This window comes from Bogoriella caseilytica (genome assembly GCF_003752405.1).
Lineage (GTDB): Bacteria > Actinomycetota > Actinomycetes > Actinomycetales > Actinomycetaceae > Allobogoriella > Allobogoriella caseilytica.
On the sequence record NZ_RKHK01000001.1, the window covers coordinates 3,189,695 to 3,213,118 of the forward strand.

At 67.7% G+C, this 23,424-nt stretch carries 21 protein-coding genes; 8 read left to right on the plus strand and 13 right to left on the minus strand.

What is annotated here, in order from left to right:
* Positions 1–31: 31 nt before the first annotated feature.
* The 3 genes from EDD31_RS14385 to EDD31_RS14395 all read left to right on the plus strand — a co-directional run bounded on the left by EDD31_RS14385 (position 32) and on the right by EDD31_RS14395 (position 2,182).
* On the plus strand, positions 32–319 hold the full coding sequence (locus tag EDD31_RS14385) for a YciI family protein (RefSeq protein ID WP_123304806.1): 288 nt from the start codon (positions 32–34) through the stop codon (positions 317–319).
* Positions 316–1,305 (plus strand): bile acid:sodium symporter family protein, encoded by a 990-nt coding sequence (locus tag EDD31_RS14390; protein WP_123304808.1) that lies wholly within the window; start codon positions 316–318, stop codon positions 1,303–1,305. The genes EDD31_RS14385 and EDD31_RS14390 overlap by 4 nt, the downstream gene beginning before the upstream one ends.
* Positions 1,306–1,420: 115 nt before the next feature.
* Complete coding sequence (locus tag EDD31_RS14395; RefSeq protein WP_245991244.1) at positions 1,421–2,182, plus strand: GTP pyrophosphokinase; 762 nt, start codon at positions 1,421–1,423, stop codon at positions 2,180–2,182.
* Here EDD31_RS14395 and EDD31_RS14400 read toward each other — a convergent pair.
* From EDD31_RS14400 to EDD31_RS14425, 6 genes are all read right to left on the minus strand, one after another.
* Positions 2,179–3,252 (minus strand): TerC family protein, encoded by a 1,074-nt coding sequence (locus tag EDD31_RS14400; RefSeq protein WP_123304810.1) that lies wholly within the window; start codon positions 3,250–3,252, stop codon positions 2,179–2,181. The genes EDD31_RS14395 and EDD31_RS14400 overlap by 4 nt on opposite strands.
* Before the next feature lie 275 nt (positions 3,253–3,527).
* On the minus strand, positions 3,528–3,863 hold the full coding sequence (locus tag EDD31_RS14405) for a hypothetical protein (RefSeq protein WP_148058969.1): 336 nt from the start codon (positions 3,861–3,863) through the stop codon (positions 3,528–3,530).
* Between the two features lie 19 nt (positions 3,864–3,882).
* On the minus strand, positions 3,883–5,964 hold the full coding sequence (uvrB, locus tag EDD31_RS14410) for an excinuclease ABC subunit UvrB (RefSeq protein WP_123304814.1): 2,082 nt from the start codon (positions 5,962–5,964) through the stop codon (positions 3,883–3,885).
* Between the two features lie 114 nt (positions 5,965–6,078).
* Entirely contained in the window at positions 6,079–6,852 is a 774-nt protein-coding gene (locus tag EDD31_RS14415) for a cupin domain-containing protein (protein ID WP_245991246.1), read from the minus strand.
* Positions 6,816–7,934, minus strand: coding sequence for a Gfo/Idh/MocA family protein (locus tag EDD31_RS14420; protein WP_123304816.1), 1,119 nt, complete (start codon positions 7,932–7,934; stop codon positions 6,816–6,818). Before EDD31_RS14420 ends, EDD31_RS14415 begins: the two co-directional genes overlap by 37 nt.
* Complete coding sequence (locus EDD31_RS14425) at positions 7,934–8,938, minus strand: LacI family DNA-binding transcriptional regulator (RefSeq protein ID WP_123304818.1); 1,005 nt, start codon at positions 8,936–8,938, stop codon at positions 7,934–7,936. Before EDD31_RS14425 ends, EDD31_RS14420 begins: the two co-directional genes overlap by 1 nt.
* Positions 8,939–9,066: 128 nt before the next feature.
* Between EDD31_RS14425 and EDD31_RS14430 the strand changes: the two genes are divergently transcribed.
* Positions 9,067–10,119: a Gfo/Idh/MocA family protein gene (locus EDD31_RS14430; protein WP_123304820.1), complete on the plus strand. Its 1,053-nt coding sequence runs from the start codon at positions 9,067–9,069 to the stop codon at positions 10,117–10,119.
* Positions 10,120–10,198: 79 nt separating this feature from the next.
* Here EDD31_RS14430 and EDD31_RS14435 read toward each other — a convergent pair whose 3' ends face one another.
* The 5 genes from EDD31_RS14435 to EDD31_RS14455 form a co-directional block, all read right to left on the minus strand.
* A complete protein-coding gene (locus EDD31_RS14435; protein ID WP_123304822.1) occupies positions 10,199–12,316 on the minus strand; it encodes a glucosidase family protein in 2,118 nt (705 codons plus the stop codon).
* 13 nt (positions 12,317–12,329) lie between these two features.
* Complete coding sequence (locus EDD31_RS14440; RefSeq protein WP_123304824.1) at positions 12,330–13,145, minus strand: carbohydrate ABC transporter permease; 816 nt, start codon at positions 13,143–13,145, stop codon at positions 12,330–12,332.
* 1 nt (position 13,146) lies between these two features.
* Complete coding sequence (locus EDD31_RS14445) at positions 13,147–14,067, minus strand: carbohydrate ABC transporter permease (RefSeq protein ID WP_123304826.1); 921 nt, start codon at positions 14,065–14,067, stop codon at positions 13,147–13,149.
* A gap of 77 nt (positions 14,068–14,144) precedes the next feature.
* On the minus strand, positions 14,145–15,473 hold the full coding sequence (locus tag EDD31_RS14450; RefSeq protein ID WP_170163315.1) for an ABC transporter substrate-binding protein: 1,329 nt from the start codon (positions 15,471–15,473) through the stop codon (positions 14,145–14,147).
* Positions 15,474–15,506: 33 nt separating this feature from the next.
* Entirely contained in the window at positions 15,507–16,658 is a 1,152-nt protein-coding gene (locus EDD31_RS14455) for a DUF4185 domain-containing protein (protein WP_245991248.1), read from the minus strand.
* Between the two features lie 125 nt (positions 16,659–16,783).
* Between EDD31_RS14455 and EDD31_RS14460 the strand changes: the two genes are divergently transcribed.
* The 3 genes from EDD31_RS14460 to EDD31_RS14470 are packed head-to-tail and all read left to right on the plus strand — an operon-like array spanning position 16,784 to position 20,564.
* Positions 16,784–17,827 carry a LacI family DNA-binding transcriptional regulator gene (locus EDD31_RS14460; protein WP_123304829.1) on the plus strand — a complete coding sequence of 348 codons (1,044 nt, stop codon included), beginning with the start codon at positions 16,784–16,786 and terminating at the stop codon, positions 17,825–17,827.
* Positions 17,828–17,877: 50 nt separating this feature from the next.
* Positions 17,878–19,677, plus strand: a complete 1,800-nt coding sequence (locus EDD31_RS14465) for a class I mannose-6-phosphate isomerase (RefSeq protein ID WP_211336134.1) — start codon at positions 17,878–17,880, stop codon at positions 19,675–19,677.
* Complete coding sequence (locus tag EDD31_RS14470) at positions 19,677–20,564, plus strand: ROK family protein (protein ID WP_123304831.1); 888 nt, start codon at positions 19,677–19,679, stop codon at positions 20,562–20,564. Before EDD31_RS14465 ends, EDD31_RS14470 begins: the two co-directional genes overlap by 1 nt.
* Before the next feature lie 7 nt (positions 20,565–20,571).
* Here the strand turns inward: EDD31_RS14470 and EDD31_RS14475 are convergent, their stop codons facing one another.
* Together EDD31_RS14475 and EDD31_RS14480 are read right to left on the minus strand one after the other, a co-directional pair.
* Positions 20,572–21,621: a mannonate dehydratase gene (locus EDD31_RS14475; RefSeq protein WP_123304833.1), complete on the minus strand. Its 1,050-nt coding sequence runs from the start codon at positions 21,619–21,621 to the stop codon at positions 20,572–20,574.
* A gap of 33 nt (positions 21,622–21,654) precedes the next feature.
* The gene (locus tag EDD31_RS14480) at positions 21,655–22,461 is read right to left on the minus strand and encodes an SDR family NAD(P)-dependent oxidoreductase (RefSeq protein ID WP_123304835.1); all 807 of its coding nucleotides are present in this window, start codon (positions 22,459–22,461) and stop codon (positions 21,655–21,657) included.
* Positions 22,462–22,512: 51 nt separating this feature from the next.
* Here EDD31_RS14480 and EDD31_RS14485 point away from each other — a divergent pair, with 51 nt between their 5' ends.
* The gene (locus EDD31_RS14485; RefSeq protein WP_123304837.1) at positions 22,513–23,424 is read left to right on the plus strand and encodes an SMP-30/gluconolactonase/LRE family protein; all 912 of its coding nucleotides are present in this window, start codon (positions 22,513–22,515) and stop codon (positions 23,422–23,424) included.

The window sequence follows — 23,424 nt, forward strand, 5'->3', positions numbered from 1 at the left end:
GCCCCACCACGAGCAGGACTACCCTGCAGGCATGCTCTTCGCCGTCGAGTACGTCTACGACCAGACCCGCACTGAGGACCTGGAGTCTTTGCGCCCCCAGCACCGGGACTTCCTGCAACACCTCCACGACGAGGGCTCCCTCGTGGTGGCCGGCCGCTGGCAGGACGCCGGCGCGCCGGGTGCGCTCCTCATCGTCGAGGCCTACGACGACGCCGCTGCGCTAGAGCTGCTGGACGCAGACCCCTTCCACCGCGCCCACCTGATCACGCAGCGCACCGCCCGCGCTTGGAGTCCGGCCATCGGCAAGCTCGCCGAATGAGCGTAGGTTCTGCGGTCCGCCGATGGGTGGACCCGTTTGTTGTCGCGCTCCTGACCGTGCTGGCCCTGGGCATCCTGGTGCCGGTGCCCGAGCCGGTCCGCGACATCATCAGCATCGCCGGCACCGTGGCGGTGACGCTGCTCTTCCTCGTCTACGGCATGCGACTGTCCACCCGCGAGGTCTTCATCGGACTGCGCAACATCCGCTTGCAGAGCTCGGTGCTGCTCACCACCTACTTGGTCTTCCCGCTGCTGGGCATCGCGCTACACGCGGTGACCGGGTCGCTGCTCGGCGCAGCGCTGGCCACCGGCTTGCTCTACCTGACGCTGCTGCCGTCCACGGTGCAGTCCTCGGTGGCTTTCACCTCGATCGCGAAGGGCAACGTGGCCGGTGCCCTGTGCGCGGCGACGATCTCGAACATCCTGGGCATGGTGCTCACCCCGCTGCTGGTGCTGTGGGTGATGCACGAGGCCGGAGCGGCCGGCGGCGGGAGCCTGGTTGACGTGCTGCTACGTCTCTTGTTGCCCTTCGTGGTGGGCCAGATCCTCCAGCGGTGGACAGGGAGGTGGATTCGCGCGCACAAGTCGGTCACCACCGTCATCGACCGCGGCACCATCCTGATCGTCGTCGCGGGCGCCGTGACCGCGGCGACCGCCGATGGCGTGTGGTCGGCCGTCTCCCCCAGCATGCTCGCTGTACTGCTGGGGCTGAGTGCGGCGCTCCTGACCGTCATGCTCTGCAGCACCTGGTGGGGCGGGAAACTCCTGCGCATGAATCGCGGTGACCGGATCGCGCTGCTGATGTGCGGCTCCAAGAAGTCACTGGCCACCGGCCTGCCCATGGCGGCGATCCTCTTCGAGCCGGCGACGGCGGCCGTGGTGGCGGTGCCAGTGATCATCTTCCACCAGATGCAATTGATTGTCTGCGCAGTGCTCGCGCGCCGACTGGCGGGCGGAGAACCCGCCATGGCGCCCGCCCAAGCCTGACTCGCAGCACCGGCCACAGGGCTGCGCGGACGCACGATGGGAAGACGGAACTGGAACACCGGCGCGTGCCTAGACGTTTGTCAGGGTGACCGAGTGAGCCGAAGAGAGGCTGGGCATGATCGCCACGGCGGCAGATGAGTTCGGTGAGCGTGGAGTGCTGTCGCAAGAGAGCATCCTGGAGATGCGGCAGGAGCTCCTGACCACGCTCTCCATCACCCAGGGCGAAGCAGAGGAGCTCGCCCTCCAGCTGCGTACGGTGCGTGATCAGTTCGCCGAGCTGCACATGGTCTACCAGTCGGGCATCGACGAGGTGCTCACCAAGGTGACGATCCTCCAGCGCGAGTTCGAGGCCACCCACGAGCACAGCCCCATCGAGCACGTCACCTCGCGCCTGAAGTCGCCGGAGTCCCTGGTGCGCAAGATCGTGCGTCTCGGTCTGGAGCCACATGTGCCCGCAGTGCGCAAGACGATCAGGGACATCGCCGGCATCCGCATCACCTGCAGCTTCGTCTCCGACGTCTATTGGATCGCCTCGATGCTCGAGCGCCAGCCCGACCTGACCATCCTGCAGGTCAAGGACTACGTCGCCAAGCCCAAACCAAACGGCTACCGCTCGCTGCACCTGATCCTCGAGGTGCCGATCTTCCTCTCCGACCGCACCGAGCAGGTGCCGGTGGAGATGCAGATCCGCACCTCGGCCATGGATTTCTGGGCCAGCGTGGAACACAAGCTGTCGTACAAGTACGACGGCGAGGTGCCCACGCACCTGCGGGCGGAACTCCAGACGGCGGCCGAGCGGGCTGCCGACATGGACGTGCAGATGGAGCGGTTGCGCGCCGAGCTCAACGGCTCGGCCTCCGGCACCCACCGGGCCTAGCGCTCCACGCAGCGGTCTGAGCGCCCCACCCGCCCGCCGGGGCGCTCAGCCAGCTCCAGCTTCGCGCCCTGAACCTCGCTGACTTCAGTGCCATCCGTGCCGCGCCCTGATCGCAGGCTGGCGAGCACGGTGACGGTCAAGACCACGACGATGACGCCGAGGGAGAGGAAGCGCCCCGGCTCCGGGATCACCGTCCATGGCTCCCCGTCGTTGAGGAAGCCGAGGCTGTTCTCGTGCAGTGCGTGGATGATCTGTTTGGCGCCGATGTACGCGAGAATCGCCGCCAGACCGTAGTGCAGGTAGGTGAGACGGTCGAGCAAGCCATCGATGAGGAAGTACAGCTGCCGCAGGCCCAGCAGGGAGAAGGCGTTCGCGGCGAACACGAGGAACGGTTCCTGCGTGATCGCGAAGATCGCCGGGATGGAATCGAGCGCGAAGATCACGTCGATCGAGCCGAGGGCCACGACGACGAGTAGCAGCGGGGTGATCATCCACCGCCCGTGCTGTCGGGTGGTGAGCTTGCCCCCCTCGTAGTCCGCGCTCACCGGAATCACGCGCCGGACGAGGCGGATCACGCCGCTCTCCTGGTACTCCTCGCCGGTTTCGGGCTGGAGCTTGCCCTCACGTGCCTGGGCGATCGCGGTGTAGATGAGGAAGGCACCGAACAGGTAGAACACGGCGCTCCATCGTTCGATGATGGCGACGCCGAAGGCGATGAAGACTCCGCGGAGCACGATGGCGACGAGGATCCCGGAGAGCAGTACGGCTTGCTGGTAGTGCCGCGGCACCCGGAAGGCCGCGATGATGATGACGAAGACGAAGAGGTTGTCCACCGACAGGCTCTTCTCCAGGATGAAGCCCGAGTAGTAGTCGGCGCTCCGTTCCGCCCCCCACCCAGCCCAGACGGCGAGGCCGAACAGGAGGCCGATCCCCACGTAGGCGGCGGACCACCAGGCGGCTTCTCGCAGCGAAGGAGTGTGCGGGGTGCGCAGGTGGCCGAGCACGTCGACCGAGATCATGGTGAGGATGACGGTCACGAGGCCGATCCAGGCGAGCATGGGCACGTCCATGGGGGTTCCTTCCGGTACGGGTCAGTGGTACCGGAGGTCTCTTCCGTCTGCTGATGCCGGGGCCTGGTGCAGACCGACGATGCCGAGCGGGCCAACCCGCTGTGATGACGACACCATCGTTCGGGGAATACTCCCCTCCTGGAGCGGAAGACTACGCCCGCGTCGCTCCCGCAGAGCCCTCGATTGTTGTGCCCTCGGTCACTTCCGGTCCGTCGTCGGCGTCGTGGTGACCGCGCCGCGCAGCGATGCGCCGCTCAGCGGCACTTCTTCGCCGCTCAGCGGTACTTCTTCATGGGGTCGTAACCGTCCCTGGTGGAACCGGTGGTTCCCGTGGCTCCGGGAACCTCTGCTTTTGCGTCGGTCACCACCTGCTGCCCAGCCGCAGAGACGGGGCGGATCACCATGAGATAGAGCAAGGCCGCGAAGCTGATCGTGAGGACGACGATTCCGATCATGAAGATCATGAGCGGGATCACCTCGAAAAGGAAAAGCAGCATGAGCGGGACGATGAATGCCATCTCAAAGAACACCAGCGAGATGATCCGGCGCGTGCGCAGCGCGCTCAGCTCGGCCCGGTCACTGCTGTTCATTCCCTGCGTGTCATCCGTCACGCCGGCCAGCTTACCCGGGTCAGTTCGCGGCCTGCATCTGGCGGAGTTCCTTCTTCAGCCCGGAGATCTCGTCCCGTAGCCGGGCGGCGAGCTCGAACTGGAGTTCCTCGGCGGCCGCGTGCATCTGGTCATTGAGATCCTGGATCAGCCCGGCGAGGTCCGAGGCCGCAGCACCGGCGAGCTTCTCACGGCTGGTGGCCTCTCCTCCGGCGGCGGGGCGCTTGGGACTCTTGCGGTAGCCGCCCGCGAGCAGTTCCTGGGTGTCGATTTCCTCGCGGGCGAGCATGTCGGTGACGTCGGCGATCTTCTTGCGCAGCGCCGTCGGGGTGATGCCGTTCTCGGTGTTGTAGGCGACCTGTTTCTCCCGGCGCCTATTGGTCTCTTCGATGGCCTGCGACATGGATCGGGTGACGGTGTCGGCGTACATGTGCACCTGCCCGGAGACGTTTCGCGCGGCGCGGCCGATGGTCTGGATGAGCGAGCGCGGGGAGCGGAGGAAGCCTTCCTTGTCCGCATCCAGGATGGAGACCAAGGAGACCTCCGGCAGGTCCAAACCCTCGCGCAACAGGTTGATGCCCACCAGCACGTCGTAGGTGCCCATGCGCAGCTCGCGTAGGAGCTCCACCCGCTGCAGGGTGTCCACATCGGAGTGCAGGTAGCGGACCTGCACGCCGCGCTCGAGCATGTAGTCAGTGAGGTCCTCGGCCATCTTCTTTGTCAGGGTGGTGACCAGCACGCGCTCGTCACGATCGACCCGGTCGCGGATCTCTCCCAGCAGATCGTCGATCTGCCCCTCGGTCGGCTTGACCACCACCTCGGGATCGACCAGCCCGGTGGGCCGGATGATCTGCTCGACCACGCCGTCGGACTGCGCCATCTCGAAGTCACCAGGGGTGGCGGAGAGGTAGACGGTCTGGCCGATGCGCTCGAGGAACTCCTCCCACTTCAGCGGCCGGTTGTCCATGGCCGAGGGCAGGCGAAAGCCGTGGTCGACCAGAGTGCGCTTTCGCGACATGTCGCCCTCGTACATGGCGCCGATCTGTGGCACGGTCACGTGGGACTCATCGATGACGAGGAGGAAGTCCTCGGGGAAGTAGTCCAGCAGCGTGTGCGGCGCGGTGCCCGGGCCGCGGCCATCGATGTGGCGTGAGTAGTTCTCGATGCCGGAGCAGGAGCCGATCTGGCGCATCATCTCGATGTCGTAGGTGGTGCGCATGCGCAGCCGCTGGGCTTCGAGCAGCTTGTTCTGCGCTTCGAGTTCGGCCAGGCGCTCCTCGAGTTCGGATTCGATGCTGCCGATGGCGCGTTCCATCCGCTCGGGACCGGCCACGTAATGCGTGGCGGGGAAGACGTGCACGGACTGCTCGGAGTTCACGATGTCACCGGTGAGCGGGTGCAGGGCGGAGAGGGCGTCGATCTCGTCACCGAACATCTCGATGCGGATGGCGAGCTCTTCGTAGACCGGGATGATCTCGATGGTGTCGCCCCGCACGCGGAAGGTGCCGCGGGTGAAGGCGTGGTCGTTACGCACGTACTGCATCTGCACGAAGCGGCGCAGCAGATCGTCGCGGGAGATCTGGTCACCGACCTTGAGCTGCACCATGCGGTCCACGTACTCCTGGGGGGTTCCCAGGCCGTAGATGCAGGAGACGGAGGCGACCACCACGGTGTCGCGCCGGGTGAGCAGGGAGTTGGTGGCGCTGTGCCGCAGGCGCTCCACTTCGTCGTTGATCGAGGAGTCCTTCTCGATGTAGGTGTCCGACTGCGGGACGTAGGCCTCGGGCTGGTAGTAGTCGTAGTACGAGACGAAGTACTCGACGGCGTTGTGCGGCAGCAGTTCGCGGAACTCGGTGGCGAGCTGCGCCGCGAGCGTCTTGTTCGGCGCCATCACCAGGGTGGGGCGTTGCAGTTTCTCGATCAGCCAGGCCGTGGTCGCGGACTTCCCGGTACCGGTGGCACCGAGCAGGACGACGTCCTTCTCCCCCGCCTGCACGCGCTCGGTCAGCTCGGCGATTGCGGTGGGCTGGTCGCCGGAGGGGCTGTACTCGGAGACCACCTCGAAGGGGGCGACGGTCCGCTGCAGGTCGGTGACGGGGCGCATGCGACTACGGTACGGCGAGGGTCTGACATGGCGCGCGTGAGCGGGGATACCCCCTCAAGGGCGAGGCCTGCTTCACCGGAGGGCACCGCGCCCGTGCGACTCAGTCCCGAAGGCTCAGGCCTGATCGGTGACGTCGTAGGTGCGCAACCGCCCGCACATCCCGAAGCCGAGCGCCTCCGCCGGCACCGCCTGCTGCACTCGAGCATCGAGCAGATGCTCGAGGTCTCCCGAGGCGACGGCCTGCGCCATGGCCAGACTGGCCTCGGCCGTGGCGAGTGGGCGGCGGCGCACCAGATCGGGCCAGGTCTGGGCCCGCTCGCGGACGATCGCACCGGCGGCCTCGTAGAAGGCGGTCAGTGCTGACGAGTCGCCGGCCTCGACCGCGGTTTTCAGGGCGAGGAAGCCTTCGACCGCGAGGTCGCGTCGTCGTGCGGCTCGCTCGGCCCGGTGGCCGGGGTCCTCTCTCAGGGCGGCAGTCTCGGCGTAGGTCTGCGCGTCGGCGAGGTGCTCCGGCGGGAAGGTCATGACCGCATCGCCTGCCTCGGGCAGCCCGGAGTTGCTCATGAGCACGACCGCCTGCAGCTCGCCGTGGTTGACGGCGCGGTGGATGACGCCGGGCGTGAACCACACGATGGCCCCTGCCTCGAGCGGCGTCTCGCGGAATCCGTCCGCGGAGAGGCTCTGCAGGGCGCCATGCCCGGAGATCACGATGTAAGCCTCGGTGGACACGGTGTGCAGATGGGGTGAGCCGCCGCAGATGCCGTCGGGGGCGGCGTCGCCGTAGACGTCGAGCCGGGAGACCAGGGTGCCACCGGGGAAGGTCGAGTCGGGCAGGGTCGATCCGGAGCCGGTCATGATGTCACTGCCTGGTTCTTCGTCTGCTCCCACGGCACCATGCCGCCGCTCATCGAGGTCATGAAGGGGTCGTCCCCCGCGATCTGACCGGCGGTGATGGGCGTGCGGCGGAAAGCCGAGGCGTAGGTGGCCGCGGCGAACTCCAGGGTGCGGCGCGCCTCGGCGAGGTCAACCCCCGCCCGTTCCCCGGCGGTCAGAGCCTGCGCGATCGCGGCGAGCTGGTGGCGGTGGCCGCTGGTGCCATCCTCCGCCGGATTCCACTGTTCGGCGAGCTCCTCGTGCCCCGGCGCGGGCGTGAAGATCCAGTCGCTGCTCTGGTAGCCGTAGAGGTGCTCGACCTCGACGGTGGCCCGCTCGAAGTCGAACCGCACGCGTGAGGTCTCCCGGGGCGAGAGCAGGGAGTTCATCACCGTCACGACGGCACCACTCTGCATGCGCACCAGCGCAGCGGAGACGTCCTCGGTGTCCGTGGGGCGCAGCTGGCGCGCAGCCACGGCGGTGATCTCCTGCCAGTCCCCCAGCACGGACAGCAGAAGGTCGAACTGGTGGATGCCGTGGCCCATGGTCGGGCCGCCGCCTTCGATGTCCCACCGGCCGCGCCAGGGCACGTCGAAGTAGGAATCGGGGCGGAACCAGAGCGTGTCACAGGTGGCTACCAGTGGACGGCCCAGTGCCCCGGAGTCGACGAGTTCGCCCAGCCGTCGCGCGGCGACCCCAAAGCGATGCTGGAAGACGGTGAGCGTCTGCACGCCGGTCTCGGTCTCGACCTCGGCGATCTCATCGACCTCGGCCAGACTGAGCGCTGTGGGCTTCTCCACCAGCGCTGTGATGCCGGCACGCATCGCGGTGATCGCGAGCGGCGCGTGGGTCTGCGGCGGGGTGCAGATGCTGACGAGGTCGAGCTCTGCGCTCTCCAGCAGCTCCTGGGCGTTGAGGAAGACCGTCGGATCACCGTGCTCGGCGGCGAAGGCGGCAGCGCGATCGCGATCGAGATCGGTGACGGCCACGAGGTCGATCTCGCCCTCAAGTGTGGTCATCGCACGCGCATGCGACTGGGCGATGCCGCCCGTACCGATAATGCCGGCTCGCAGAGGTTTGGCAGGGGCGGAAGTCATCAGGGATTCCCTTCTTTGGGTGGGGGTGCACCGGCGGATTCGCGCCAGATCACCCGGGTCAGGCTGCCGGGACCCGGCGGCTCTTCGTCCCCGCGCATGGCAGCCAGCAGGCGGCGTACGGCATAGGCGCCCAAGGCACGGCGGTCGATCGACACCGTGGTGAGGGCCGGGACCATCACACCGGCCAGGGGGAGGTCGTCCCAGCCGGTGACGCTGAGGTCACCGGGAACGGTCCAACCGCGTGCCAGGGCACCGCGGATCGCTCCGGCCGCGATGACATCGTTCGCGGCGATCACCGCCAGGGGTGGCGCCCCGGACGGCAGCTCTCGGATGGCGCGCTCACCCGATCGACCGCTCCACGGCCCGGTGACGACGCCGAGGGACTCCAGTCCATGGTCGGCGATGGCCTTCTCGTAGACGGCACGGCGAGCACGAGCGGAGGCGTACTCCTCGGGGCCCGCGAGGTGCAGGAACCGCCGGTGGCCCTGGGTGGCGAGCTGCTCGACGATCTCCGTCACCGCACCGGCATCGACCATCGCGCCGGAGACGTGCAGATCCTCGTCATACTCGGGCAGCACGAGGACAGTCGTGTGCTCATCCTCCTCGTCCAGGTTCCCGGGAAGGTCGGTGAAGGAGAGGATGCCTTCGAACTCGCCGGTATCGATCATGTCGAGGAGGCGGTGTGTTCGTTCCTTGGCGGAGCCGGCCAGGCCCTGGAGTTCCAGCACGTATCCGGCCTCCCCCGCGGCCTCCGCCGCTCCAGAGAGGATGGTCGCGACGCCCGGGGTGGCCAGCGGTAGGACGACGGCGAGGCGCCCGGACTTCCGGGTGCGCATGGACCGCGCGGCGAGGTTGGGACGGTAGCGCAGCTCGGCCATGGCAGCCAGCACCCGCTCCCGGGTGGCTTCCGAGATGCCGGGGCGGCCGGTGAGGACATGGGAGACGGTGGATTGGGAGACCCCCGCCCGGGTGGCCACGTCACGGCTGGTGGTGCGCTGCGCCATACCTGCCTCTCGGTCGCGTTCGTGATCGAACCGGCGATTTCGCGGGCACTGCTTGACGTAAGCAATGCGCGTCACACTAGTCTGTCATACGTAGTAGTACTACGTATCAAACTATCGGAAGGCAGTCCATGACCGACGTCGCTCGCTCCGTACCTGTCGTGCAGCCAGGCGAGTTCGTCTTCGCCGCCGCGCATCTCGATCACCCGCACATCTACGGCATGGCCGAGGGCCTGGTCTCCGCCGGCGCGACGCTGGAGTGGGTGTACGACCGCGATCCCGCCAAGGTGGCGGCGTTCGTGGAGCGATTCCCGCAAGCGCGGGTGGCGCGCAGCGAAGAGGAGATCCTCGCGGATCCCCGAGTCGCCCTGGTGGCCTCAGCCGGCGTGACCTCTGAGCGCGCCGCCACCGGCCTCCGAGTGATGGAGGCCGGCAAGGACTACTTCGTGGACAAGGCCCCATTGACCACGCTGGAGCAGCTCGCGGCGGTGCGTGAGGCGACGGCGCGGACTGGCCAGAAGTACGCCGTGTACTACAGCGAGCGGATCCACGTGGAGGCGGCCGTGCTCGCAGGCAAGCTGATCGACGAGGGCGCTATCGGGCGGGTCCTGCACTTCACGGGGATGGGCCCGCACCGCATCGGCGACCCGGCGAAGCGACCGAGCTGGTTCTTCGAACGGGAGACCTTCGGCGGGATCATCTGCGACATCGGCAGCCACAACTTCGAGCAGATGCTGTACTACTGCGGCGCCACGGATGCGGAGATTCTCAGTTCAGCGATCGCCAACCACCACCACCCGGAGTATCCGACCTTCGAGGACTTCGGTGAGGCGCACATCGTGATGAACAACGGCGCCACCGGCTACACCCGCGTGGACTGGTTCACGCCCGACGGTCTGGGCACCTGGGGCGACGGCCGCGCCTTCATCATCGGTACCGAGGGCTATATCGAGCTGCGGAAGTTCATCAACGTGGCTACCGAGAAGCGCGGGGAACATGTCTTCCTCGTCAACGATGAGGGGGAACAACACATCCAGGCCTCCGGAAAGGTCGGCTTCCCCTTCTTCGGCGAACTGATCATGGATTGCCTGCAGCGCACGGAGACAGCCATGACACAGGCGCATGCGCTGAAGGCCGCTGAGCTCAGCGTGCGGGCGCAGGTGCAGGCGCGGCGGGTGGGCTGAGGGAGGCCCCGAAGCGCTCTGATCGGGGAGCGATCAGGCTCCGGTGATCCCATGCCCCCGTGGGAGTTTGCTCGCGATCTCAGCGCCGGCGGGCACCGCTGGCGTCCACGTCGTAGGTCGCATCAGCTATCCGCAACCCGACGAGCTTCGCTCCGGGGTCGAAGTGCTCCAGGACGCCACTGGCGCGCACGGAGCCGTCGGCGGCGACGTGCACACCGAAGATCGACTCGATGACGAGCTCGCACCAGGCCCCGGCCGACGAGCAGGACCAGTCGATGAGGTACGGGAACTGCGGTGGGGCTTTGCGGGCACCGCCGTCGATGTGGGCCACCGCCTCCGCCACCATGTGAGCCTGCCCCGGCGGACCCTGATTCGCCGAGCGCGCCAGACCGGGCAGCCACTCGGCCACCCGCTCGGCGCCGCCAAGCTGGATGGCGGCCCGCGCGGAATCGGCGGGCCAGGCGGGATAGGCGCCGTTCCACTGGTGATCAGGGCGCACGGAGAACCCAGCATCCGGGTCCGAAGCCGACAGCGCGCGGATCCAGGTCGGGGTGCGGAGGTGGTCGACGAAGAACTGCACCATCTCCGCCCGGACGGCCTGGGACAGATCCCCGGCGATGGTCGTCCCGACGGTGGAGAAGTCGTAACAGTGCCGGACCGGTACCAGGGAGCCGTCGGGGTGCCGGGCGTTGAAGAAGCCCTCCCCCTCTAAGTACAGGCGCATGATCTCGGGAATCAGCTCGCTCGCGGAACGCTCCAGCTCGGCGGCCTCCTCATCGAGTCCCTGCAGCCTGGACAACTCGGCGGCGGTGCGCATGCACCAGACGTTGGCAGCGTTGAGGGAGGCGACCTCATGGACATAGGTCGAGACGCATTCGAGCAGGTTGTCGATCTCACCGTAGTCCGCGAGAGCCGACCCGACCCTCTTGTTGCGCCACTCGACGGCCCACTCCCGGACATGGTCGCCCACGGACCCGGAAGCGCCGTCGACCTCCACCTCCTCATCGAGAAAGCCGGTGTCCCCCGTCAGCCGGACATAGTCGTAGACGAGCCGCACCATCGCGTACTGATTGACCGAGTACCAGTTCCCGGCCGGGCCGCCGGTCAGCCACTCGGTGCCGAAGTGCTCGTTGATGTCGAGGCCGATCCAGTGGAGGATCTGCCCGCGCATCTCCTCCGGGTCACTCAGCGCATGCACTATCGAGGACAGCGAGTAGTCCCAGATGAAGGTCGTCGTCTGCCAGTACCGGGGCATGAGGGTGTCGTAGTGGCGCGCGCGGACGCCGGCGGGGTTCTCGCGGCGGAACCACAGCACGCCCATCGCGCCCCACCAGTACAGCCGCCGCAGCGCGTCGTTGCCGGTCTCCAGGAGGGGCAGGGCGCCGGCGGTGTGCTCACCAGCGGGGTCGAAGAGGTCCGCAAGCTCCTCGTTCCACGCCGCTTCCGAGGCCGTGACGGCGCCGTCGACCTCACTGGCGATGCTCTCGAACGCCGCGTCCAGCTCCGCACCGTCGTCGCCGAGCACCAGGACGAACGCCCCCTCCCAGCTCTCCCCCGCCGCGAGGTGCATCCGCGTGCGGATGACGTTGGCCTCAGCGGAGACATCCTCGACATCCGTGCCGTCGAGGTGGACAAGGCCCTGCAGTGTGCCGACAGGCGCGTCGGGTTCCAGCGCACCGAAGTACGCCATCCCCTTCGGCGGCGATGCCGGCTCACCCCGCCGTCTGGCGCCGACCGGAACCTGCCGGTTGTGGCCGCGCGGCGGTTCGGCCCGGCGCCACGGCATCGTCCGCACCAGCTGCGAGTCCACCCACACCCCGAGGTCCAGCTCGCGCTCTTCGCGGAGCTCGTTCGCCACCGTGATCCGCGCCAACACACCCGGAGCACCCGGCGGGACGACGGTGACGGTCTCGATCCGCCAGCCATCGATCCGCGTGGAGCGCCGCACCTGGTCCGGCCGCCACACGTGTTCGACGACCTCGCCCCGGCTCTGCGCGAGCACACCATCGATGAGCAGCCTGCCCGTGACGCAGTCGCCCTGCGACAACGGCGGCATGGTGACCGACCGGACTGCGAGGACGTCGTGGTCGACCTGCGCGACGAGGACATGGTTGGTGAGGCCGGGCGGGTTGATCATGTCGTCGAAACGGTCGGCGACGACGCTGCTGGTGAAGTCCTCAACGGTGGGGATCGACATGCAGACTTCCTGACTAGTTGTATTGGCCGAGCGCGAGGCCCTGCGAGAAGTAACGCTGGGTCGCGAGGAACAGGACGATAGTGGGTATGGAAACAATGAGGCCGCCGGCGAGCACCACCGGCATCGTCGAGCCGCCGTAGGTGGACTGCATCGCGGCAAGCGTCGTCATGACCGGTCGCACATCGGTGCTTTGTGACAGTGAGAGGCCGAGCAGGAGGTCGTTCCAGATGAACGTCGCTTGCAGGATGAACACCGCGAACAGCGCCGATTTCGACATGGGCAAGTAGATGCGGAAGAAGATCCGCCAGGGGGTGGCGCCGTCGATCTCGGCAGCCTCGTAGACCTGGCGGGCAATACCGGAGAAGAAGTTGCGCAGCACGAAGGCGGAGAACGGCACGGCGATCACGGTGTAGATGAGGACCATGCCCAGGCGGGAGTCGAAGATGCCCACCTCGACGTAGCCGATGAACAGCGGCATCAGGACCATCTGAATGGGGAACACCGTCGAGGAGAAGATGAGGACGAACCAGAAGAAGGGCCGCCGGAGTTTGAGGGCGACAATCGCGAAGCCCGCCATCGCGCCGATCACCACCGCGATGAGCGGCGACATGACCGAATAGATCAGCGTGGAGAGCAACCCCTCAGCGATGCGACCGCGGTCCAGCGCCACCAGGATGTTCTCCCACAGCCCGCTGATATCGGAGGGGATCCAGACGGTGGCGTTGCCGTAGTTCGCCGACACCTTCGCGGCGTTGATGACCATGAGGTAGATCGGGACGAGCCAGAGGAGGCCCAGCCCGACAAGAACGGCCTTGCGCAGACCCTGCATGTCAGAACTCCTTCGCCGGCGCGAGCTGGCGCCTCAGATAGAGCAGCGAGGCGGTGACCGTGACCACGGTGAGAAGCAGTGCGACGGCGGCGCCGAGCCCATAGTCGTTGAGCATGAAGCTCGCCTTGTACATCGTGATGGCAAGGGTCTCCGAGACGCGCCCCGGGCCGCCCTGGGTCATACCCCAGACGATGTCGAAGGTCTTGAGCGAGCCGACGATGCTGAGCCCGACGACGACGGTGGTCATGGGAGCGAGCATCGGCCAGGTGATGTGTCGGAACATGGTCCAGCCCTTCGCCCCGTCGACCATCGCAGCCTCGACGGGCTCCTTGGGGATGGACTGGAGGCCAACGCTGAACAGCAGCGCGTTGACGCCGGCGCCCTGCCATGTCGCCGCGACAATCATGACGATTGTGTTCAGTGGCCAGTCGAGCAGCCAGCGGGCGTCGGCGAACGGGAGCCCGAACAGCTCGAGGGCCTGGGTCAGTGCGCCACCTGTCTGCAGGATGAACGAGAAGATGACGCCGACGGCGATGCCGGAAATCGCGTACGGCAGCAAGAAGGGCAGCCGATACCAGAACGAGCCGCGCAATCCGTGGACCATGACGGCGATGAACAGCCCGAGTCCCACCGGCAGCACGAGCGTCCCGACCACCCAGATGAGGGTGTTGACCATCGAGGTCAGGATGCGCGCGTCGCTGAACATCTCCTCGTACTTGTCGAGCCCGACGAACTCGGGGTCGCCGAGCCCGTTGAACTCGGTGAGCGACAGGTACGAGGTGTAGACGAAGGGGATGTACAAGAGGACGACGCACAGCGCGAGCGCGGGAAGCAGGAACGCGGCGGCCGTGAGGCGCTCCTGGCGGACCCGACCGCGCCGGTGGGACGTAGCCGGTGCCGGTCGTCCGGTGGTGATGGTCATGGTCTCTCTCTTCTCGATCGAGGCTCGTGACGAGCGGGACGGCCGGTTGCCCGGCCGCCCCGCTCCTCCCCCTCGAGTTACTGGTTGGCCCAGAAGGCGTCGGCCTCGGCCTGAAGTTGCTCCTGCACATTGCGCGGGTTCTCCGCATTGGTCACGAAGGCACCGAACAACTCGGTGGACAGCTGGTAGACCGGCTGCGGGCTGCCCTCCAGGTAGCGGGGCACGATCCGGATGTTCTCCGCGCTCTCACCAGCGACCGCCTCGACCAGGCCGCTGAGCTCCGGGTCCTCGATCTCCACCTGCGGGTTGAAGCTCACGTCGCCGCGGCTCTCCGACCAGGCGGTCTGGGCGTCGGTGGACAGCCACCACCTCGAGTACTCGAGTGCGGCGGCCTCGTTCTCGGCACCGGCGCCGACGCACAGCGGGCCCGTCTCCAGCACCACCGGCTGCTCCTCGGTATCGGGGTTGAGGTTCGGCATGAGGAAGATGCCGTAGTCCTCGCCGGCGACGGCGTCGATGCCGGTGAGCTGCCCGGTGAAGAAGGTGCCGAAGTACGCCATGGCGACCTCGCCGTTCATCAGCATCGCCTGCGGGTCCCCGGTGACGCCCGGATCGATGAAGTCACCGCGCTCGATCATCTCCTGCCACTGGTCCATGACGACGTCCACGTCCTCGTCGAGGTAGGACGCGCTGCCGTCGAGAAGCCCGAGATAGGTCTCCGGATCCTGGCCGGCCGCGAGTGCCATGAAGTAGACGAACTCGAAGATGATGTTCATCTGGTGGAAGGGCGTGGTGCCGTTGTCCCGCAGCGTCTGCATGACGGTCTCGAGCTCCTCCCACGTCGTGGGCGGCTCGAGGCCGAGGTCGGAGAAGATCTCCTTGTTGTAGTAGACCGCCCAGTAGACGACGTTGAGCGGGACGCAATACTGCTGACCGTCGAAGGTGTACTGGTCCTTGAGCCCTTCGGGCACGAGGCCCGCGCTCTCGGCCTCGGTCCAGATGTCGGTGGTCTCCGCGACGAGGCCCTGATCGACGAGCTCCTGCAGTTTCCCGCCGGTGTGCCAGGTGAAGAGGTCGGGCCTGGCGTCGGTTCGGAAAGCCTGCCGCACGAACGTGTCGTATGCCACCGGGTCGGAGTAGCCCGTGAACTCCAGGGTGATGTCTCCGGAGACCTCGTTCATCTCCTCGAACGAAGGCTCCCACGCCGCCTTGTCGGTGACGAAGGAAATGGGCCCCGACGCCGCAGGCGGGTCGTCCCCACCGTTCTCGTCATCCCCGCCGTTCTCTCCGGGCTCACTCGGGTCGTTGGTCGGGTCGTTGGATGGGCCGTCGCCGCCACTTCCGCAGGCGCTCAACAGGAGGGCTGCGGCTATGCCCGCCGCGGCCAGGGTTTTCTTGATCGACATCATTGTCCTTCCAAGGGGGTGATCAGAGAGGGCTCAGGCCACCGTGACGGTCCAGAACCGGGGTCGGTAGATGGTGACGTCGTCGAACACGTGCTCGTTGTCGAAAGTGTTGACGTTGTAGCTGATGAGCAGATCGTCGTCGTCGCTGAGATGCGGATGGACGTGGGCGTTGTAGGTGAACATGTTCGGGTCTCCGTACGAGCCCCAGAGGCCGGTCTCGGGAGTGCGGAACAGCTCGGTCTGGTTGGCGAACGGCCCCGTCGGTGAGCACGAGGTGTACGCGACGATGCGATTCGAGAACGCCTCGGAGGTGTCCTGGGTGACCATGAGGTAGCCGTCGCGGAACTGGGTCACCGAGTACTCATTGGCGACGTTGTCCTGGATAGGCGCTGAATCGGCCGCGTTCCGCGTCCAGCTGGTGCCGTTCCAGTACTCCCACTTGTCGACGCGGGAGATGTCGTGACCGGGCACTCGGGCGACATGCGCCTGCTTGAGGGCGCCCTGGTCATCGACGCCGTAGAGGTAGGTCTTGCCGCCGAAGCGGTCGTACCAGGAGGTCCACTGCACATCCGTGACCGGGGGCACGGACGCCACCTTCTTGACGCGCCAGCTGCGCGTGTCGATGGTGGCGATCGAGGTCTGCTCCCAGCCCCAGTCCCACTGACCGGGGCCGAAGCGGGCGTACCGGTTGAGCCCGACGTGGAGCTCGCCGTTGGGGGCGGCATAGCCGTCGCCGAGCCAATACCAGGAGTCCTCGGCGGGCGGGCCGACGATGCCCTCGGGAGCGGCCGGCGTGCCGCCGGTGATCGTCTCGGTGAGAACGCCGCCGCGCTCAAGCACGAAGGAGTTGTTGATGAAGCCCATCGTGTCCATGTCGACGGCACCGTCGACGACGGTGCCGAGGATGGTGTCGGAGAAGAGCCAGGCGACACTTCCATCCTTGAGGGGGACCGAGTACGTCGAGTCCGCGCCGACCCACTCCCCTGACGTGTCGCCGTAGTCAGCGAAGAGCTGGGTACGCGCATCCGGTTGCGCTGACGTCACCTGCAGTTGTTCGGAGACCAGCGCACACTGCTGCGCGTTCGATCGCTGTGGAACGGCGGCCGCCTCGGACGTACCGGCCGTCACCGTCCCTGCCGCGGCGAGAGCCGCTGCCGCGAGCCCCGTGAATGCGAGTCCATTCATCTTCATGACCATCATCACCTCACTGTGATCAGGCGGGCCGGAGCCCATGTGCTGGTAACGCTACCACGCCCATACCCCGCCGACCAGAAGCGTCCAGGCACGTCCCGCGGGTTACCATCACACGCATGAACCGGGGCCCGAGTACGCCGAAGAAGCCCACACTCAGGGACGTCGCCGAGCTCGCGGGCGTCTCGCCCATGACCGCCTCGCGCGTGGTCGCGGGATCGCCGGGGGTCTCGCCGGACCTGGTCAAGCGGGTCCGCTCCGCAGTGAAGAAGCTCGGCTACGCCCGCAACGAGGCGGCGCGCCTGATGCGCCCGGGCCAGCGCTCCGGCCTCCTCGGCGTCATTGTCACCAACATCGACAACCCCTACTACGCACAGGTGCTGCTCGGCATCGAGTCCGCAGCCCAGAGCTCGGGACGCCTCATCATCACAGGTATCTCGCACAATGACCCGGCGCTCGAGGCCCAGTTGGTCCGCGACCTCGTGGCCCGCAACATCGACGGGCTGATCGTCGTCCCAGCCAGCGCAGACGCCCCCCACCTTGCCGCCGTGGCGGCGCGCGGAGTGCCGCTCGTCCTCGCCTCACGCTCGATCCAGCAAGGGGGTGCCGACACCATCCTCGTCGACGACATCGGGGGCGCCAGCACCGCGGTGGCGGACATGCTCACCGAGGGGCGCCACCCGATCGCGTTCGTCGGAGGCCCCGACGCCATCGCCACGGCGGCCCGCCGCTACGAGGGGTACGTGCTGGCACACACCCGCGCGGGCTTGGTGCCCGACCCCGAGATGGTGCTGCGGCTGCCTCCCGACCGTGACGCCGTTGGCGCCGCCACGCGCGCTCTGCTCGCCCTGCCGGAGCCACCGAAAGCCTTCTTCACCACCAACAATCGCTACACCGTCGCCGTGCTGCGCGTCCTGCTCCAGGCACACCTGGACACCGACGACCAGCCACCGCTCGTCGGCTTCGACACCTTCGAGCTCGCCGACCTGCTGCCCTACCCCCTGCGCCTGATCGACCACGACGCCCACGCACTGGGGCGCCTCGCCGCCGAACTGGCCATTCGCCGGATCGACGGCGGCGAGCAGACGCCACCCGTCACCACCACCCTCCCGTCGACCGTCGCCCTCAACGGCGCCACCTCCCACCGGGCCGTCACCTCCTGACAGTTTGGCTGGTAGCGTTACCGCGCAACGCGCGTCGATGAGGAGCCGTCATGCACCGTTCAGGGCCGAACTACGACGTCGATCCCCGCCTCCCGCAGCCTCCAGGAACCGCGGTGTGGGTCGGCGCCGACGCCTTCGCGGAACTCGCCGCCACAGCCGGGACGCTGGAGCGGCCCGTCGTGGTTGTCGACTGCTACCCCGGCGTCGACGAGGCAGCGGTTCTCGAGGCACTCAGCGCGCATTTCGACGATGTCATCAGCGTGCCGGAGGCTGCGGCCCGACCCATCGATGAGATCGATGCCCTGATCGCGCGCAACATCGGTACCGATCGCGTCTTCGGCTACGTCACGAAGCACCAGCTCGCCGACCTTTACGACGTCGCCCTCCTCGCCGGCCTTCGTGACCGCCTCACCGCCCGCACCGGCGCCGTCGTCCTGGTTGGCTGGGGCGCTGCCCTGGCAGCCGAGGACGCCGATCTGATCGTCTTGGCCGACCTGCCGCGCTGGGAGATCCAGCAGCGGATGCGCTCCGGCATGCCGAATTGGCGCCGAGAGAATCGCGACGAGGACATCCTGCGCAAGTACAAGCGCGGGTTCTTCGTCGACTGGCGGATTGCCGACCGCCACAAGACGACCCTCTACGACAGACTCGACTACTTCCTGGACACGACGACGTCGGTCGAGGACGCCAGGCTCATCACCGGCGATGCGTTCCGGGCCGCGCTCGACGGTGCGGTACGCCGGCCCTTCCGCGTGGTCCCCTACTTTGATCCGGGGGTCTGGGGCGGGCACTGGATGCAGGAGAGGCTCGGGATCAATGGCGACGTGCCCAACTACGCGTGGGCATTCGACTGCGTGCCCGAGGAGAACTCCCTCGCACTCGACGTCGGCGGCATCCGCGTGGAGATGCCGGCCGCCAACCTCGTCCTCCACCGGCCCGTCGAGCTCCTCGGGCCCGGGACCTTCGCCCAGTTCGGCGCAGACTTCCCTATCCGCTTCGACTTCCTCGACACCATGGGCGGAGGGAACCTGTCGTTGCAGGTCCACCCCCTCACCGGGTACATCCAGGACCGTTTTGGCATGAAGTACACGCAGGACGAGAGCTACTACATGCTCGACGTCGGCGAGGGCGGTGGCGTCTACCTGGGCATCAAGCCGGGCGTTGACCCCGACGCGATGTTCGAGGACCTCGAGCGCTCCAACCGCGGCGAGCGCTCCTTCCCGGCAGAGAAGTACGTCAACCGTTTCCCCGCGACAAAGCACGACCACGTCCTGATCCCGGCCGGCACCGTCCACTGCTCCACGCGCAACACCATGGTCCTGGAGATCTCCTCGACCGCATTCCTCTTCACGTTCAAAATGTGGGACTGGGACCGGGTCGGGCTCGACGGGAAACCGCGACCGACACATCTCGAGCACGCCCGCCGCAACGTTCAGTGGGAGCGCGACACCGAATGGGTCACCCGCAACCTCATCAACCGCGTCGAGGTGCTCGAGGAGGGGGATGGCTACCGTGTCGAGCAGACCGGACTGCACGAACTCGAGTTCATCACGACGCTGCGGCACTGGTTCTCCGTCCCCACCAGCCGGCACACCGCATCGACAGTGCACGTCCTCAACCTCGTCGAGGGCGCGGCCGCCGTCGTGGAGAGCCCTGACGGGGCGTTCTCACCGTTCGAGGTGCATTACGCCGAGACCTTCATCGTGCCCGCGACCGTCGGGCCCTACGTGGTCCGCCCCGCCGACGGCGTGAGCCGGTGCGCGACGATGACCGCGTTCGTCCGCGGCACCGAGGACCCCCACGGTGTCGCCGGTGCCGGACTGCGGTGCACCACGAGAGCGCAGGAGTGATGTACGCGGTCCTCGAGGTGGGCGGCACCCACGTGGTCGCGGCGCTCGTGGACGCCGCACGTCGCCAGGTGCTCGTCGCGCACCGGCTGGTGCTGGACAGCCAGGGCCAGGCCGGCTTCATCCTCGAGACGCTCGCCCGCGCCGTGGAAGGGCTCGGTCCTGCGGCTCGCGCACTGCCGCTCATCGTCGCCATCCCGGGTCCTTTCGACTACGCCCGCGGTATCGGCGACTTCACCGGCGTCGCCAAGTTCCAAGCCCTGCGCGGGGTGGACCTGAGGCTGTTCCTCACCGAACGCCTCGGCATGGACGTGCGCTTCGTCAACGACGTCACCGCCTTCGGGCTCGGGCAGTTCCTCCTGCTGCGCCGGCCGCGCCGACTGGTGGCGCTCACCCTCGGGACGGGAGTCGGCTCGGTGTTCCTCGCGGACGGCCGCCCCGTCACGACCGGCGAGTCGGTGCCGCCGCAGGGCTGGGTCTACCTGCTGGAATACGATGACCACCCGCTGGAGGAGAGCTTCTCCCGACGCGCGATCGTCGAGGCTTACGAGAGCGTCAGCGGACTACGTCTGGACGTCCACGAGATCGCCGGCCTCGCCCGGCGTCGCGACGTCGCAGCCTCCCGGGTGATGGAGCGCGGGTTCGGCGCACTGGCCGACACTCTCGCACCGTGGGTCGCACGCTTCCGGACGGACCTGGTTGTCATCGGCGGATCGATCGTCGGATCGTGGGATCTCATCGAGCGGTGGTTCACCCCCCGGCTGGCGTCACAACTTCCCGACGACCGGCTCGTCCCCATCGAGAGCGCCGCCGGGACCCCCGACGCCGCCCTCATCGGCGCGGCACATCACTGCCGGGAACTCGACGCTGGCCCACCCACCCTTCACTGACCCGGCCTCACCTCGCGGCGGGATGCCCGAAGGTTGCGTGCTCCAGGCCCCGGGTGTAGCCGATGGCGAAGAGCCGGCCGAGCATGGCGTAGCCGGGGCGGTCGTTGGCCTCCCCCTCGAGCGTGGGGACATGGTCGGGGCGCATCGGCCCGTCGAAGCCGATCTCGCGGTAAGCACGCATGCACTCGGCCATGTCCGTCTGGCCGTCGTCGTGGAAGGCCTCGGTGAACTCCTCGACCGTGCCGCGGACGTCACGGAAGTGCACGAAGGGGATTCTCGCGCGACCGAACTCCCGGATGAGGTCGGGAAGCGAGACCTCGCCCGCGAGGACCTCGGGCATGAGCGCGAAGTTGCCCTGGCAGAACGTCATGCCGTGGCACTCAGAGGGGTGAAGAGCGAGGAGACGCCGGTAGTCGGCGACGGAACTCATGATGCGAGGGACGCCGCGGTCGACGGCCTGGGGTGGGTCGTCGGGGTGGAGTGCCAGCCGGACGCCCGCCTGCTCGGCCTCCGGAACAACGGCGTCGAGGAAGTAGGCCAGCGCATCCCACATGCCCTCGGCGGTGTACTCGCCCTCGTCGGCCAGCGGCGGTCCGGCCTGCGCGACAGACCGGGTATAGCCGGTGACCAGCGCACCGCCGCGGGTCTCCACGGCCAAGTCGGTGCGGCCCCAGCTGCTCAACGCCATCCAGTTGTAGGCCATGGTCGGGATGCCGAGGGCGCCGAGGGCGCGGATCTGTTCGGTAACGTGCTCGATCTCCTCGTCGCGCCCGGGCAGCCCGAGGCGAATCCTGTCCATCGGCGCGGTGTCCTCGGTGGCGATGAGCCGGAAGCCCCACTCCTCGTAGATCTCCATGTTGCGCCGGATGGCCGGCAGGCTCCACGGCACGTCGTCACGGCGGTCGGCGATCCAGCCGCGGCTGCCGACCGAGGCAAACATGCGCTGGTCCTGCTCGGCGCCGTTGAGGACGCCGACGACGTTGGAGACGCCGGCCTGGCGCACCAGCCGCCATGACGGCTCGGGCCTCGGCGGCATGAACTCGCTGAGCTGCAGCATCTCTTCCTCTCACCCCGGCCAGACCGTGCCGGGTCAGTCCTTCTCGGGCAGCTTCGAGGAGCTGCGGGCCAGCAGTCCGCCGTCGACGCGGATCTCGGCGCCGGTGACGAAGGAGGCCTCGTCGCTGGCGAGGAATGCGCACACGTTGCCGATCTCGCGCGGTTGCGCGACGCGCCCGAGCGGGTGGTTGCGGCCCCATTCGGTGATGAGCTGCTCCACGCCTTCCGGGGTGCCGTCCGACCACTCGGCGGCGGCGGTGCGCAGCATCGGGGAGTCGACGGAGCCGGGCAGGACGGCGTTGACGCGGACGCGGTGGGCGGCCTCATCATTGGCCAGCGCACGGCACATGGCGTTGAGCCCGCCCTTGGTCATGGCGTACCCGACGACGTTGTTCTGCGTGGCGATGCCCTGCACCGACGAGATCAGCGTGATGGTGCCGGCGTTCTTCCGAATCTCGGTGATGGCCGCGTGGATCGTGAGGAAGACGCCCCGGACGTTGACGGCGTAGACGCGGTCGAAGTCCTCCGGCGTGGTGGTGAGCGCATCGCCGTAGGTCTGGATGCCGGCGGAGGTGACAAGGTGGTCGATCCTGCCGAACTCGCGCATCGCCACCTCGACGATGCGGCGGTGGGTCTCCTCCTCGCGGACATCACCCGCGACCCCGACAGCGGCACCCCCGGCCGCAGTGATGGCAGCCACCGCAGCAGAGACGCCCGGCTCGTCGAGTCCGTGGACGACGACCGAGGCGCCCTGCTCGGCGAACGCCTCGACGGCGCCACGTCCGATGCCGGCGGACCCGCCGGTCACGACCGCGACGCGGCCCGCGTGTCGACCATCCATTGCGATCTCCTGTTCGCTCGTCCCTGAACGTTCAGTTGGTAACGTTACCTCATGCCTGTCCCGAACTTCTTCCATCGGAGGGAAGCCATGTCCGAGAGCGTCACCATCGCCGTTTCCCGGCGCGCGCAGTGCGGCGAAGGGCCGGTCTGGGACCCGTCCACTCGCACTGTCCTCTGGGTGGACATCGTGGGCGGCGAAATCCTGCGCACTGAGCTCGACGACGAGCTCCACCCCCTCGCCACGCACGCGCTCGAGTTCCCGTTCATGGTGGGCGCAGTCAGCCCGCGGGCAGGGGGCGGGATCGTGGCGGCCGTGGCATCAGGTTTCGTCGGGCTGGACGAGAACGGCACTCAGACTCGCCGCGTGGACTGCCTACCCGCTGGGGTGCGCATGAACGACGCCAAGGTCGACCCGGCCGGCCGGTACTGGTCCGGCAGCTGCGCCTACGACTTCTCCTCCGGCGCCGGCGGGCTGTGGCTGCTCGACGAACATTGGGACGCGACGCTCGTGCTGCCCGGCCTGACGCAACCGAACGGGCTGGGCTGGAGCCCTGATGGACGGAGCTTCTACCTCGTCGAGACCCAGGCCCGGCGGGTTCTGGCTTTCGGCTTCGACCCCGACAGATCCCGTCTGACCTCGTCGCCGAAGGTGCTCGTCGAGGCTGACGCTTTCACCGGTCTCCCCGACGGTCTGGCCGTCGACGCCCGAGGTCACCTGTGGGTGGCCGAGTACTCCGGCTCAGCGGTGCACGAGTTCGCCCCCGATGGTGCACGTGTGCAGACCATTGCCCTTCCCACCCCGCAACCCACGAGCTGCGCCTTCATCGGACCGAGACTCGACCACCTGTGGGTCACCTCGGCTGCCGCAGACCTCGACGAGGAGAACCACCCGGACGCCGGGTCGATCTTCCTCGTCACGAGCCCAGGCACCACCGGCCTGGCCGTCCCGGCCTTCGGCGGCTGA